The organism is Flavobacterium poyangense, assembly GCF_011751075.1.
In the GTDB taxonomy this organism is placed as follows: Bacteria; Bacteroidota; Bacteroidia; order Flavobacteriales; family Flavobacteriaceae; genus Flavobacterium; species Flavobacterium poyangense.
Window position 1 is genome coordinate 1 of sequence record NZ_JAALLN010000020.1, and the last position, 14,939, is coordinate 14,939.

A 14,939-nucleotide genomic window follows, 5' to 3' on the forward strand; every position below is an offset into this window, starting at 1 on the left:
ACTGGAACAGAACGAATTCTATTCCAGTTTAATTATTTTAAAATATTAATCCAGTCAACCTTTTTCAGGACTACTCATTAAATTTATAAATCCAAAAACCGTTCTAAAGAATCGAAATTTTCTTTCTCATCATGGATGGTTTTAATAGTCTGAACATTTTCGAACAGAGAAATTACTTTTTCACGTTGTAATTTGGTTGGCTTTTCTGAAATACAAGTTACATAAGAACTCCACGGATACTCTATAGGGTGTTGGCAAAATCCATGATTTACAGGATTAAAATGAATGTATTTTATAACGGATCTTAAGTAGAAGTCGTTATCAATTAATTTTCTTTTGAAAGGCCTTTCAAATAAGGCTCCATGTCTGTTGTAGCCTTTGTTAATTGCTTTGGTGTATGCATTAAATAAATTTCCAAAAGATTGATGAGGGGCAATAATTCTTTTTACTTCATGTTCTTCATGGCTTTGCAAAATTTCTTCAAAGTTTTTAATCCTTACTAATAAATGAAAGTGATTTTTGAGTAGGCACCAGGCAAGAGTTTCCGCTATTGGTTCTATATGTTTGCTGTATAGTTTTAAGAAATGTTCATGATTCCTGTTTTCTTTAAATAGATTCTCGCTATTTATCCCTCTGTTATAAATATGATAGTATTTTCCAAATTCTAAAGGTTCGATAATTTGCATGATTTGTAGTTTTAATTTTTAATTTTTTAAACCCGGCAGGTTTTTAAAACCTGTCGGGTTTAAAAAATATCGCGTATAAAATAAAAATAGTATAAGTACTACAATTTGTACGAATTTTTTATATAACGTCTTCTATCAAAATGACAATTGTCATTCCTCCTTCGGATTCTTTTTCGTAATATTACTCTATAAAAGATTTTTGAATGCGAAAGATAAAATACAAGAAAGGACGCAAGCTGCAACACATTACGCTGGAGTATACGGGCTCTCATAAAGAGCATAAATCAGAGATGCAACTTTTTGTCTATGACGATGCAGATGTTGTTGAATACGAGAAGCTAAGTGTTTTGGCATTAAATACCTGCGTGGATTATACCAAAAATAACTGGCTGAACATTCACGGATTAAACGATATTAATCTAATAAAAACGATTGGAGCGCATTTTAAAGTAGACGATTTTCTTTTGGCAGATATTTTAAATACAACCAAAAGAACAAAACTACAGGAACAGCAAGATATTTTATTCTTCAATATAAAATCGCTTTTACCTTCGGAATATTCAGATAATATAAGTGTTGAACAGATTAGCTTTATTCTGAAAGACGGTGTTTTAATTTCGTTTCAGGAAAAGCGAAGTGATTTCTTTACACACATACGCGAGCGTCTTCGCACCCATTCGGGCATTGTGAGAACAAAAAAAGTAGATTATTTGCTGTATTTATTGCTTGATGCTGTAATGGAGAATTTTTACATTACACTTGAAGATGAAGAAGATAAAGTGGAGGAATTAATCAATGAGACTAAAAAAGATGCCAAACCCATTATTCTGGAAAAGATTGAAAATCACCGCGATAATTTAAATTTTTTAAAAAGATCAATCATCCCGCTTAGAGATTCATTGTACTATTTGAAAACTATAAAAGACGATGATACTGATAACGGAATCGAAAAAGAAACGTTTAATTTTTATATCAGACTGCATCAGAAAAGTTTAGAGCTTTTAGAGCAGATTGAATCGGATATGAGTTCATTAGAAAGTGCGTCAAATTTTTATTTTTCGGAGCAAAGTCGCAAAATGAATGAGATTATGAAAACGCTTACCATTATTTCGGCCATCTTTATCCCGCTGACATTTATTGTTGGAGTATACGGAATGAATTTCGATAATATACCGGAACTTAAGTACAAGTATGGATATCATTCCGTCATGGTTGCGATGTTTTTTCTGGTTATAGGATTGATTGTTTATTTCAAAAAAAGACGATGGTTTTAACTTTTATTTCGAAGTTAAAAATTTCGGGATAGAGTACATTTGTTAAGTTTAAAAATATAAATATGAGTAAAGCAATATACATAGCTACAAGCGACCAAAATAGCGGAAAATCAATTATGACACTCGGTTTGATGAGTATTCTGATTGGTAAAACGGCAAAAGTGGGTTATTTCAGGCCTATTATTGAAGATTTTGTCGATGGTGAATCAGATAATCATATCGAGACCGTTCTTTCGTATTTCAACCTTGATATTAAGTTTGAGGATGCTTATGCGATTACAAAAAGTAAATTAATTAAGAAGAAGAATAAAGGAAAAATCGGAGAGGTTTTAGATTTAATTATCGAAAAATACAAACGCCTTGAAGAACGTTTTGACTTTGTTTTGGTTGAAGGAACAAGTTTCACAGGAGAAGGAACTTCGATAGAATTAGACACCAATGTGCTTATTGCAAAAAACCTCGGAATTCCAACGATAATTATCGGATCCGGAATCGGAAAAACGCTGGACGAATTGGTAGACAGTCTTAATTTGGTTTATAATTCATTTAAAGTCAAAGAGGTTGAAGTTTTATCGGTTATTGCCAATAAAGTTCAACTGGAAAATATTGAATTGGTTACGCAGGGATTGCAAAAAAGTTTGCCGAGTACAGTTTTGGTAAATACAATTCCGCTCATTTCAAGTCTGAACAATCCGACAATGCAGGAAATTGTCAACCAATTAGATGCTAAGGTATTGTTTGGAAGTACACATTTAAATAATCAAATCGGACATTACAGTGTAGGGGCAATGCAATTGCATAATTATTTGGTGCATTTACATAACAATGCTTTAGTAATTACACCAGGAGACCGTTCTGATATTATTTTAGGAGCTTTACAGGCAAATGAATCAGCCAATTATCCATCGATTTCAGGTATCATCCTTACCGGAAATATAATTCCGGAGCAAAGCATCTTAAAGTTAATTGAAGGACTTTCGGCAGTAGTACCTATCATTGCGGTTGCTGAAGGAACCTACCATATTACAAATAAAATTGGCAGTATCAGATCAGAAATTTATGCCAATAACACCCATAAAATTGAAACCTCGATTAGTACTTTTGAAAAGTACGTTCAAATTGAGGCGCTGTCCGAAAAGTTAATCACTTTTGAAGCAGAAGGCATGACACCGAAAATGTTTCAATATAATATGGTTAAAAGGGCCAGACAGCATCGTAAACATATTGTGCTACCGGAAGGAAATGATGAACGAATCATTATTGCCGCCTCAAGATTGTTAGACATGGATGTGGTTGATATTTCGATTATTGGAGATAAAAAACAAATTGAAAATAAAGTCACTGAGCTTGGTCTTAGTTTTGACTTCTCAAAAGTCACTATTGTCAATCCGATCGAGTCTCCGCTTTACGAAGAATATGCTAATACCTATTATGAGCTAAGAAAAGCAAAGAATATAAGCATTACAACGGCGAGAGATTTAATGGAAGACGTCTCTTATTTTGGTACTATGATGGTCTACAAAGGTCACGCTGACGGAATGGTTTCAGGAGCCGCACATACTACGCAGCACACCATTTTACCGGCATTGCAGTTTATTAAAACAAAACCCAATTCATCGGTCGTTTCCTCTGTATTTTTTATGTGTCTGGAAGATCGTGTTTCGGTTTTTGGAGACTGTGCGATTAATCCAAATCCAACTGCGGAACAATTGGCAGAAATTGCAATTTCATCAGCAGAATCAAGTTTGGCTTTCGGAATTGAACCTAAAATAGCAATGCTTTCGTATTCTTCAGGATCTTCCGGAAAAGGGGATGAGGTCGATAAAGTGAGAGCAGCGACAGCCATTGTAAAAGAAAAACGTCCTGATTTGAAAATTGAAGGGCCGATTCAATATGATGCGGCAGTAGATTTAACTGTTGGGAAAAGTAAAATGCCGGATTCTGAAGTGGCAGGACAGGCAAGTGTACTTATATTCCCGGATTTAAACACAGGAAATAATACCTACAAAGCAGTACAGCGTGAAACGGGAGCTTTGGCAATTGGACCAATGTTACAAGGTCTGAATAAACCGGTAAACGATTTAAGCCGTGGTTGTACCGTAGACGATATTATAAACACAGTGGTAATCACAGCCATTCAGGCACAAGGCTTGTAGATAATTAAAAATTTAGAATTAAAAATACTTGAGCTGCTTGTAAGAATTACTCAGTAACTTAGCGACTTAACAACTCAGCAACTTTAAAAAAAACAATGAAAATATTAATTATAAACTCAGGAAGTTCATCGATAAAATATCAATTAATGGTTATGCCGGCAAATGAAGTAATTTGTACCGGTATGATTGACAGAATTGGTTTGGAAACTTCAAATGTTACCTTCAAAACAGCATCTGATTCTTATGAAGAAACAGTGTCAATTCCAACACATAAAGTTGGATTGCAGAAAGTAGCCAATATGCTTTTAGATGCTGAAAAAGGAGTTATCAAATCGACTTCAGAAATTACTGCTGTCGGACATCGTGTGGTACATGGCGGAAGTAATTTTACAGATACAGTAAAAATTGATGAGAAAGTAAAGGCCAAAATTAAACAGCTTTTTGATTTAGCACCACTTCACAATCCTGCCAATTTAGAAGGTATTACGGTAGCCGAAGAGATTTTTGACACAGCAGATCAAGTTGCTGTTTTTGATACCGCTTTTCATCAAACGATGCCTGAAGTGGCTTATAAATTTGCAATTCCAAATGAATTGCTAACAGAAAAAAGGATTCGCGTATATGGTTTTCACGGAACAAGTCATAAATACGTTTCAGGACAAGCTGTAAAATATTTAAAAGGAATTCAACATGCCACTGAGAATATCATCACAATTCACTTAGGAAATGGTTGTAGTATGACGGCAATTAAAAATGGGAAGAGTGTAGACCATTCTTTTGGTTTTGGACCAACAAATGGTTTAATAATGGGTACAAGAGCCGGTGATGTTGACCAATCCGTGATTTTTTATATGTCGAATACACTAGGTTATAGTCTGGATGAAATCAATGTGATTCTTCAGAAAAAAAGCGGAATGTTAGGGCTTACAGGTTATAGTGATTTGCGCGACATTGAGGCAAATGCCGAAAAAGGGAATAAAGAATGTCAGTTGGCTTTATTTATGAATGCCTACCGCATTAGAAAGTTTATAGGTTCTTATACTGCTGCACTAAATGGTTTGGATGCCATTGTTTTTACGGCAGGAATCGGAGAGAATTCCTCGTATATGCGTAAATTAGTTTGTACGGATATGGATTATTTTGGAATTGATATTGATGATGAAAAAAATAAGATCCGCTCTAAAGAAATAAGAGAAATTAACAAAGCTGATTCTAAAGTTAAAGTTCTGATTATTCCAACAGACGAAGAGTACGAAATTGCAAATCAGGTCTACCACTTGCTCCAAAATTAAAACAAACAATTCGTTTTCAGTTTTTTTGCGACGACCCGAGCGATAGCGAACAGGCGAAGCAATTTCACGAATTGCCCGAATTTTGGTGAGTTAAATTTTAAAAACTTATAAGAATCCTTTTAATCTGTTAAATCTGTGGCAAGAAAAGAATAGCCACAGATTTAACAGATTAAAAGGATTTTTTTCTTGTTCATAGTTATTATTCCATCTTCGAAATATACTTTAGAAGGACTTTTATAAATAAGACAATCTAGTTTTTGTGCAGAAAAAAGTCAATCTGTATTTGATCTTTTACTTTTATCAAGCCGGCCATTCTTACCGGAGGTTCAAGTCCGATTTCGGAGAATCTTAAATTTATAACGCCTTCAATTTTATTTCCCGAAGTGTTAAGTATAAAGTCTTTGTATTTGAAAGTTTTATCTGTTATCAAAAAAGAAAGGTTGCATTTATAGTTTTTACCGTATGCTCTTATATCGTAAATAGTTACCGAGCTCATGGGGTATTTTTTTACTTTTACCGTGTTTTGAAAGTCTTTAGTCATTATTCGGTGTCTGCAATCAAAGCTGAGCATCGGAATTTCTGCAACAATGTTGTTTCTTTTGTTTAGATTTAGAAAAATGGTGTCTTTTTTTAAGAGTGAATTATCACAATTATAATTTCCAATCGTTGATTTTCCGCTGATTTTTATTTCAATCATTTTGATAATTAAAATAGTATCATCAGGGTAAAAAGTGGGTCTGGCACTTCCTAAGACTAGAAATGATACGAGACCCAACATTCCAATTATAACTAACTTTCTCATTCTATTTGTTAAAAAGTAATAACAGCTTCAAACATTACTCCGTTGAACTTTCCGCCAAAGAAATCGTTTGGAGTTCCATTGGGATTAAACTGACCGTAATTTTTATAGGTTTGGTTGATGTAACCAACCTTTGCAAGTATATTTTTGGTCATAAACCAGCCGGCACTGCCTTCAAACCTGTTCACAGAAACTTTTTTAGAGTCAGAATTATTTAATTTACCATTCACGGTATTGTATTTTCCTCCTATAAAGAAGTTTTCAGAAGAACCAAATCGGTAAATCAAATCTGCTTCATACTGGTTTACGGTGCGTTTTTCGTCATTACCTTTTTTATCTCCTCCTGATGCAAACTCCAAAGTTGCAAAGAATTCAAGTCCTTTGTATTTTACAAAAGGGTTAATCATATAAGACGTCGCCCAGTTACCAAATCCAGGATTAAAGCTTCCGGTGGTGTGGTTAGAAGCCGGGTCAAAATTATCGGCAATAGAGATAGGAGGAGTGGCCGGATTATTATCCGGATCAAATGTCGAAGCGGCATGTGTCATTACACCTGTAAAACGGCTTCCGGCTCTATCAGAAGAGTATAAATTACCGCTGGAATTGGCCGTGTGGTATAAAGAACCTGTAAGCCTGACTCTTAGATCAGCGTCAAGTTGTTTGTCATAACCTATTTTAGCGAGAATGGTAGGGCTAATGGTTGTGTTTTGATCGGGGGCAGCAGGGGTTGTTGGAGCAGGAACAATTTCTTTAACATTTTGATTCATTTTAGAATTGGTTACACCAATCATGCTGACAAAGCTACTTCGGTTGTAATAAATCTCAGCACCCATTTCGGTAATAAATGCATCCATGATATTGTTACCGATAAAAGGATTCATCAGTGCATTTCCATTGTCGGATCTTCTAAAGTGGGCATCACCATAATTGTTTTCCATTTGACCGATTTTGATAGTGGCGTACTGCATAAAATCGGACAGAAAATTTTTCTTGATAAAATCTAATTTGTCAATTTGTAAGTAACCACCTTTTACCCAAGTTTCGTTATGGTGCCTTGAAGCCAGATAAATATCTAAATTTACACGAACCCCGTCAAACAATTGAGCTCCAATAGTCATATTTGCGTTCGGTAAATTAAAATTATTCTCAAGGTTATTTAGTTTGTATTGATCAGAAGTATAGTTGTGATCATTAAAAGACTTTAATCCCTGAAACTGCAGTGCAAAAGCAGCTCCTAAATCAACACTCAATCCTTTAAACTTAACGCTGTCTTTTTTTACATCAAATTGATTGATTCCCTCTTTGTTACGTGGAATCAGATTTTGAATTTGACCGAATCTGTCCTGAGCTGTTACGGTAGTAATATGTATTAAAGTTATCGCCAGAATATAAATTTTTTTCATTAGTGCTTATTTTAAAAAGAGGTTAAAATTGATCGTAAGGTCTTTACCGGTTTTAATTGTTCCTAATAATGCTTTAGGAGGAGTCATTCCGAAATCGGCAAAAGTTATTTTTTGAACCCCTTGTAAGTTTATGATTTCATTGACAAAGCTTGTTTTTATCTGAGTTTTATATTCTTTACTAACTCCTGCTATGGTATAGATTCCGGTTAAATTCCAGGTAGATTCATTTACTTTTTCTGCAGATTTTAAAACATATTTTATGTTCTTATGTGTTTTAGTATTTAGTGTTTCGTAAGCAGCTTTGTTTATGCCTTTTTTTTCATTTTTTATACTTTCTGCTAAAAGTGTAATAGTAAGACTGTTGATTTCGGTTATTTTATGATTCAAGGTTGTTATGTTTGCTGTACCCGTGCCGGTATCAGATTTCATTTCCCAGTCATGTAAAGTAGAGGTTCCGGTTACTGAAAATAGTGATTTTGTATCTACAGTGTAATTTTTCTGAGCTTTGGCATAGAAGGCAATTCCTAAGCAGATAACGGTTAAGAAAATAGATTTGATTTTTTTTGTTTTCATTTTCATTTTTTTTGGTTGTTAATTAAGGTAATTATCTAATAGTCGACTGATTTTTGAATCTGCAGCCGATTCCTAAGAGGTCTTGTGAAAAAACAGGCAGCTCCTTTAGATCTGCTTTGAGTAGTATTTAACGTTTGGAATTTTTGCGTTCCTGACAATTGTCAGAATTGAACTTCGTTTCCATTTGTTTGTACTACAATAAAAAATATCACTCTTTTTGGCATTTAAAACTGTGAAAAATAAAATTTATAATTTTCTTGCATATCTGTTAATTTTTGAATGAATTAACTTATTTTTTAACGAAAATAAATAAAACATAGTAAATGTGTACTAAAAAAATATACTATTTTTACCCTTATTTGTTTGTTTTTTAACAAGTTTATTTTTGCTAATAAAGCTAAGTAGCTGTATTGTAGGCTAATGGCTTTTTTATGATTCATAAGTTTCAACGAGTACTCTCTAAACCCTATAAAAAAGTTTTTGATTTTATAAAAATAGTTTTCTGAAGTATTTTTGGATGAAACTCAGCTAATGAGCAAAGCGAACCAAGCAATTTTTTTAGTGAAAAAAGAGTCCGGTAAAATAGAAAGGGTTAGTAAAGATTTTAGAAATAAGAATAATAGGAATTGTAAAAACAAGTGATGAAATGTATCAAGTTACAGAGCAAATTTGTGACAAAAGAACAGACTGTTTAGTGTCACATAAAAAATTAAATATTTGTGAGTATCTTTGAATATAAAACCGAATATTTTGAAATCCACACTTTTAAAATTATTTTTCTTTTTCTTCATTGCTTCTCAAATTCAGGCACAAGAATTACTTCCTTTTGTTGAAAATTACAGTAAATCAGATTACCAGGGAGATAATCAGATCTGGAATGTTGCCCAAGGGAAAGATGATGCCATGTATTTTGCAAACAATCATTATTTGCTGCGTTACGACGGTGTAATGTGGGAGAAATATACACTGCCTAATAAAACGATTATTCGTTCTATTTTAATTGAAGGAGATAAAATATATTCCGGATCTTATAAAGAATTTGGCTATTGGTATCGTAAGGATGGCAAAATGCATTATGTTTCGATTACCAAAAATCTTCGTCTGTTTGATGAAAAAGACAATGAAGAGATCTGGAAGATATTCAGATTCAAGGGATCACTTTACTTTCAATCCTTTAACGATGTCTTTATTTATGACAGGAAAACCATTCAAAAAATTAAGTTTCCATCTCTGATATCATACTGTTTTCCTGTAGATGATAATCTTTATGTAGCATCTGTTAAGGGTGGTGTTTATAAGCTGAACGGTAAAAACATAGCCAATCCGAAAGGATGGAATATTCTAAAAAATACAGTGGTTCACGCCATTGAAAAATACAATAACGAAACGTACATTTTTACACAAAAAAAAGGCGTTTTTATTGTTCAGAAAAATGGACTTAAACCTTGGGACAACCCCTTAAATGAGACATTAAAATCAACGACTATAAATGTGGCCAGATTTATCAAAGGCAATAAATTGGTTATTGGTACGGGGAATAAGGGAGTGTTTATTTTAGATTTAAATTCTAATCTGTTTAAAAACATTGACAGGAATAATGTTTTAATGAATAATTCCATTTTAAGTATTGGTTTTGACAAAGAAGATGATTTATGGCTTGGTTTAGATAACGGTATTGCTCACATTGAAGTAAATTCTCCGATATCAATTTTTTATGATAATACAGGAATTCTGGGATCGGTTTATTCTGTTGCAAACACCAATAATGGTTATCTAATAGCTTCAAATCACGGTATTTTTGAGTTTGGTGTCGGTAAGTTTAAGATGATGCCCAATACCCAGGGACAAGGCTGGAATATTACTAAAATTGACGATAAGTTTATTATTGGCCACAATGACGGAACGTTCTCTTACGATAATGGTGTAATGAGTAAAATAAGTATTGTCAGCGGGGGGTGGAATCTGTCTAAAAGCACAATTAATAATACCTATTTTCAATCGACTTACAGCGGTATTTTAGTCTACGATGATTTGTCAAATTTATCTAAGTATAAAATCATAAAAGGTCTTATAAAACCGATAAAGTATGTGGCGCAGAATAAAAAAAATGAGATTTGGGCAGCCGATAACTATCGCGGATTGTATCATGTTCTGTTAGATGATAACTACAATACTAAAAAAGTAGAGAACGTTACGCAACAAAGCAAAATAAAAAATGATTTTGGTATTAAGATTTTTGAGTTTAGAAAAGAAATACTTTTTCTAATTAATAATTCATGGTACACCTATAATTCAATCAGCAATAAGTTGGAAAAGAATGAATTATTTAATACCAATTTCAAAAATGTTACAGATGTTGTAGCCATAGATGAGGATCATTTTATGGTACTTCAAAATGGAATTTTGTATCATATTTATGCAGTCGGTAATAAATTTGTATGGAACATTATTCAAGAGAAGTATTATAAAGGAAAGTTGATTAATGAGAATTTAAGGATTTTTAAAAATAAGAACCATTATCTGTTAAATTTAGATGACGGTTTTATTTCACTTCAGTTAAAATACATAAACAAGCAGCATAAAACGTTACGAGTGGAAGCCTTTAGCGAGGGAATTTTGGTTGCAGACGATTCTAAGATTAAATTCAATAAAGAGCTTAAAGTAAATGTGATCTCCGGAATTTACGGAGCAAGTAAACCTAATCTGTTTTACAAGCTAGATAAAAATAAGGATTTTGCTCCGATCTCAGACGGGGTGATTTTATTAAATAACTTAAGTAGCGGTTATCATTCGGTTGTTATTTACAAACATGACGGGGCCAGTTATGACAAAGTATCAGAGTTTGATTTTAAAGTAGCACAACCCTGGTATTTTTCACTTTGGATGATTTTACTTTATTTAATAGGTATAGGAACTATATTGTTCTTTTACTACAAATGGAATAAGCTGCGTTATACCCAAAAATTAAAATTGCAGGCTGAAGAATTAAAGCACCAAAGAGAAATTCTGGAGATGGAATTAAAAACAGAGAATGAGTTGAATATTCAGGAATATGAAAAACATATTCTGGAATTGGAACTACAAACCAAATCCTCTGAGGTTGCCGGTAAATCATTGTCGATTGCCAAGCAGAGCGAAATGATCGAAAATATTCAGAATATTTTGGATTCTGAAAAGGATTTTAATAAGCTTAAAAGTGAAATTAAAAAAGCAATTAAAATCAATGAAGTAAATAAACACGAATGGGAAATTTTTGAAACTAATCTGAATCAAATTCACAATGAGTTTATCATTAACCTCACAAAGAAATTTCCAAATCTGACTCCAAAAGATATAAAACTTTGTGTTTATCTTAAAATGAACCTTTCTTCAAAGGAAATCGCGCCTATGATGAACATCTCCTTCAGAGGCGTAGAATTACACCGATATCGTCTCAGAAAGAAATTAGACCTGACTCAGGATGAAAACCTGTCAAAGTTTTTATTAAGTCTGTAAGATTCCGTTGTATTTTTTAAACATCTAGTACTTTTTTAATTCTTTTTTTAGATTATTCTAATACATCATTACTACATCATAACGTTATGTTAAAGGAATTTTAGTGGTTTGTATTTTGTTGATTTACAGTTTGTTATATTTAGTTTTTGCCATAGTGATGTAGCTGTGTAGTAGTGCTGTTTGATGTACTACAACGTTGTAATTGCTTAATTTGGCTCTACTAACTTAAACGATTACAAACTGTATGAAAAATTTTATTTTTAGCTTTTTAGCGCTCTTGCTGCTTCCGGCCTATATGTCCGGACAGGCAATCAAAGGAAAAGTAGTGGACGGCAGCGGAATGGGTATCCCCGGAGCAATTATTACTGCATCGGAATCCAAAACTTCTGCTGACGCTGATTTCGACGGAAATTTTACGATTAATGCTAAAGTTGGAGAGACTTTGAAGGTTTCTATGTTAGGATTTGATTCAGTTTCTGTATCAGCCACTACAGGGCAAATGACGATATCTTTAAAAGAATCCGGTGATACTGCTTTAAAAGAAGTCGTTATAATTGGATACGGTACCAGAAAGAAAGTTGATAATACAACCGCTATCAGCTCTTTGAAATCTGAAGAAATCACAAAAACTAAAGTACTTAATGCTTCGCAAGCTATACAAGGTAAAGCAGCCGGTGTACAGGTTATTTCTTCTGATTTACCCGGAAGTACACCATCTGTAATTATTAGAGGTCTTGGTACTGCAAGAGGAGGAAGGACTCCTTTATACATTGTAGACGGAATGCCAACAGAAAATATTAATAATATTAATGCTAATGACATTACTTCTTATGATATCTTAAAAGATGCTTCGGCATTGGCGATTTATGGTACGAGAGCTGCAAATGGAGTTATTATTATAACGACTAAGAAAGGCACGGGAGATAAAGTTTCTGTAGAAATAGAAAGTTTTGCCGGTGTAAGATCACCTCTCAAAAAAGTAAAAATGGCTGGTAGTAATAAATATGCTCATTATACTAATTCAGCGTTGCAATCGACTACTTTTTCTCAAGATCAGCCTGTCAATACAGATTGGTTTGACGAAATTACCAGAACAGGAACTTATACACAAAATAACGTTTCTGTTTCGGGAGCTTCAGAAAATATTAAATACTTTTTTAGTTTAGGAAACTATGAAGAAAAAGCAATTATGAACGGTCTGGATTTTGGCCGTACGACTTTTAGAAACAATAATGAATATAAAATTTCTAAAAAGCTGACTCTTAGTCAGAACTTTAGCTTTACCTCTTCTAAATCAACTCCAAAACCATTATCTGCTTTTACAAATGCTTATAAACAATCTCCTTTGGTACCCGTTTATTTTCCTGACGGGAAATATGGTGTGTCAAGAATTGGTGAGAATGGCTTTGCCAGCGAGACAGGATCTTCATTTAATAATGTAGGAAATCCTGTGGCACAGTTGAACTTTTTTGATGAAGAACAAAGAAGTGTTACACTTCAAGGTGGTTTGAAATTAGATTATGAAATTCTGAAATCCTTAAAATTTACTTCGCAGTTTAACGGTGAATATTATACATGGAAACAGTATAATTATGAAGACAACAAAAATATTTGGCTGGCTGCAAATCCTGATAAATTAGCAAGTGATTATGAAAAAACGTTTCCTACTGCTAATATTAATACACTTACAAAAGGGAGAGAGCAATACTACAATTGGAACCTTTCTAATTATTTAACATACAATAAAGTTTTTGGAGAAATTCATGATATTGAGGTTACCGCCGGTATCGAAACAAGTGTGAAAGGAGCCAGAGAAAAACTGACTATCGTTAGAAAAAATGTAAATGCAGATTCTAATTATTGGTCCTTAAAAGATGTGGAATATGCTACAAATGTAACCAGTTACAAAGATGAGGTTTTTAATGAAATAAAATTAGCATCCTATCTTGGTCGTTTTCAATACAAATTGATGGACAGGTATTTGTTTACCGGTACGATTAGACGTGACGGATCTTCCAATTTTGGAAAAGATTACCGTTGGGGAAACTTTCCAGCTTTTGGTTTGGGGTGGGTAATCACCAAAGAGAACTTTATGGCAAATGTGAAAGCAATCAATTTCTTAAAATTAAGAGGAGGTTGGGGTAGATTAGGAAATCAAAATGTACCACTTAACAGAGCAAGTTATACTTCGGGTCAAACTTCTTACTTAGGAGGTTCTATTCTTAACGAAGGAACAACGATCAATTCTCAAATAGATCCAAGTTTGTCTTGGGAAATAACAGAAGAATCTTCAATAGGTTTAGATTTTGAACTTTTTCAGAGTAAGCTTAAAGGGTCGTTTGATGTCTATGATAAAAACTCAACGAATGTTATTCTTTTTACAAGACCGTTATTGACTTCGGGAATAACAGCTGAATCTCCGGGACATGTTGGTGAAGTTTCTAACAAAGGTTATGAAATTTCTCTGCGTTGGGATGATAAAATTAATGAAAATTTCAGCTATTGGATTGGTGGAAATTTTTCAAACAATAAGAATGAGCTTAGCAGTCTAAGAAATGTAACTCTATCCCCGGTTGTTGGTGGTGGTTTAGGAAATGGACAAGATACGAAATTGCTTGACGCTAGTTCATTAGGAAAGCCTCTGGGAAGTTTTTATATCTACGAATATGCGGGCTTTGATCCTGCAAACGGAAATATGCTTTACTATAATGCCGCAGGAAATAAAGTGACCCAAGATGCTTTAAATGCCGCTACAGATAAAAAATACGTAGGCTCTATTTTACCAAAATCTAATTACGGAGTTTCTTTAGGACTTATTTATAAAAACTTTGATTTTTCTGTTGATGGTTATGGAACGTCAGGAGCAAAGGTGTATAACGGTAAAAAAGCGCAACGTTTTTCAGGTGAAAACATCGAAGAGTCTTTGGCGACTAATTTCTGGACTCCAAACAATTTGAACGCTTCTAATCCGGGAGCATTTAATCAGGTACCTGTTGCTTCTACTTATTATTTGGAATCTGGTGATTTCTTTAGAATCAATAACATTACTGTGGGATATAAATTACCGTTGCAAAGCGATAGTTTTATTACTTCTTGCCGAATTTATGTAAACGCGATCAACCCATTTATAACGCAAAAATTTTCAGGATTCTCTCCTGAATTAAATGGCGATGGAGATCCGTACAAACTTCAGGGAGTAGAGTTAGATGCTTATCCAACTTTGAGATCATTTGTAATTGGTGCTAACCTAAAATTTTAATA

Annotated in this window: 9 protein-coding genes; 5 read left to right on the forward strand and 4 right to left on the reverse strand. The window is 33.5% G+C overall.

Features of this window, described 5'->3' with window-relative positions:
• Positions 1-83: 83 nt before the first annotated feature.
• The gene (locus G3A47_RS19875; protein WP_166925576.1) at positions 84-686 is read right to left on the reverse strand and encodes a hypothetical protein; all 603 of its coding nucleotides are present in this window, start codon (positions 684-686) and stop codon (positions 84-86) included.
• A gap of 203 nt (positions 687-889) precedes the next feature.
• On the opposite strand from G3A47_RS19875, the gene corA reads away from it, so the two are divergent.
• The 3 genes from corA to G3A47_RS19890 all read left to right on the forward strand — a co-directional run bounded on the left by corA (position 890) and on the right by G3A47_RS19890 (position 5,408).
• The gene (gene corA, locus G3A47_RS19880; RefSeq protein WP_166925578.1) at positions 890-1,960 is read left to right on the forward strand and encodes a magnesium/cobalt transporter CorA; all 1,071 of its coding nucleotides are present in this window, start codon (positions 890-892) and stop codon (positions 1,958-1,960) included.
• A gap of 62 nt (positions 1,961-2,022) precedes the next feature.
• On the forward strand, positions 2,023-4,116 hold the full coding sequence (pta, locus tag G3A47_RS19885) for a phosphate acetyltransferase (RefSeq protein WP_166925580.1): 2,094 nt from the start codon (positions 2,023-2,025) through the stop codon (positions 4,114-4,116).
• 95 nt (positions 4,117-4,211) lie between these two features.
• Positions 4,212-5,408: an acetate/propionate family kinase gene (locus tag G3A47_RS19890; RefSeq protein WP_166925582.1), complete on the forward strand. Its 1,197-nt coding sequence runs from the start codon at positions 4,212-4,214 to the stop codon at positions 5,406-5,408.
• 250 nt (positions 5,409-5,658) lie between these two features.
• Here G3A47_RS19890 and G3A47_RS19895 read toward each other — a convergent pair whose 3' ends face one another.
• Genes G3A47_RS19895 through G3A47_RS19905 form a run of 3 tightly spaced genes read right to left on the reverse strand, consistent with a single transcriptional unit; the run spans position 5,659 to position 8,183 of the window.
• Positions 5,659-6,210, reverse strand: coding sequence for a hypothetical protein (locus tag G3A47_RS19895; protein ID WP_166925584.1), 552 nt, complete (start codon positions 6,208-6,210; stop codon positions 5,659-5,661).
• Between the two features lie 8 nt (positions 6,211-6,218).
• Positions 6,219-7,610 (reverse strand): hypothetical protein, encoded by a 1,392-nt coding sequence (locus tag G3A47_RS19900; RefSeq protein ID WP_166925586.1) that lies wholly within the window; start codon positions 7,608-7,610, stop codon positions 6,219-6,221.
• A 6-nt stretch (positions 7,611-7,616) separates the two neighbouring features.
• Complete coding sequence (locus tag G3A47_RS19905) at positions 7,617-8,183, reverse strand: YceI family protein (protein WP_208328379.1); 567 nt, start codon at positions 8,181-8,183, stop codon at positions 7,617-7,619.
• 750 nt (positions 8,184-8,933) lie between these two features.
• On the opposite strand from G3A47_RS19905, the gene G3A47_RS19910 reads away from it, so the two are divergent.
• The gene (locus G3A47_RS19910) at positions 8,934-11,678 is read left to right on the forward strand and encodes a ligand-binding sensor domain-containing protein (protein ID WP_166925590.1); all 2,745 of its coding nucleotides are present in this window, start codon (positions 8,934-8,936) and stop codon (positions 11,676-11,678) included.
• Positions 11,679-11,922: 244 nt separating this feature from the next.
• Entirely contained in the window at positions 11,923-14,937 is a 3,015-nt protein-coding gene (locus G3A47_RS19915; RefSeq protein ID WP_166925592.1) for a SusC/RagA family TonB-linked outer membrane protein, read from the forward strand.
• The last annotated feature ends 2 nt before the right edge of the window (positions 14,938-14,939 follow it).

Bases quoted from the DNA above. Each gene is read 5' to 3' on its own strand.
- G3A47_RS19915 (WP_166925592.1), top strand. From the start codon at position 11,923: ATGAAAAATTTTATTTTTAGCTTTTTAGCGCTCTTGCTGCTTCCGGCC.
- G3A47_RS19875 (WP_166925576.1), bottom strand. From the start codon at position 686: ATGCAAATTATCGAACCTTTAGAATTTGGAAAATACTATCATATTTAT.
- pta (WP_166925580.1), top strand. From the start codon at position 2,023: ATGAGTAAAGCAATATACATAGCTACAAGCGACCAAAATAGCGGAAAA.
- G3A47_RS19905 (WP_208328379.1), bottom strand. From the start codon at position 8,183: ATGAAAACAAAAAAAATCAAATCTATTTTCTTAACCGTTATCTGCTTA.
- corA (WP_166925578.1), top strand. From the start codon at position 890: ATGCGAAAGATAAAATACAAGAAAGGACGCAAGCTGCAACACATTACG.
- G3A47_RS19900 (WP_166925586.1), bottom strand. From the start codon at position 7,610: ATGAAAAAAATTTATATTCTGGCGATAACTTTAATACATATTACTACC.
- G3A47_RS19890 (WP_166925582.1), top strand. From the start codon at position 4,212: ATGAAAATATTAATTATAAACTCAGGAAGTTCATCGATAAAATATCAA.
- G3A47_RS19895 (WP_166925584.1), bottom strand. From the start codon at position 6,210: ATGAGAAAGTTAGTTATAATTGGAATGTTGGGTCTCGTATCATTTCTA.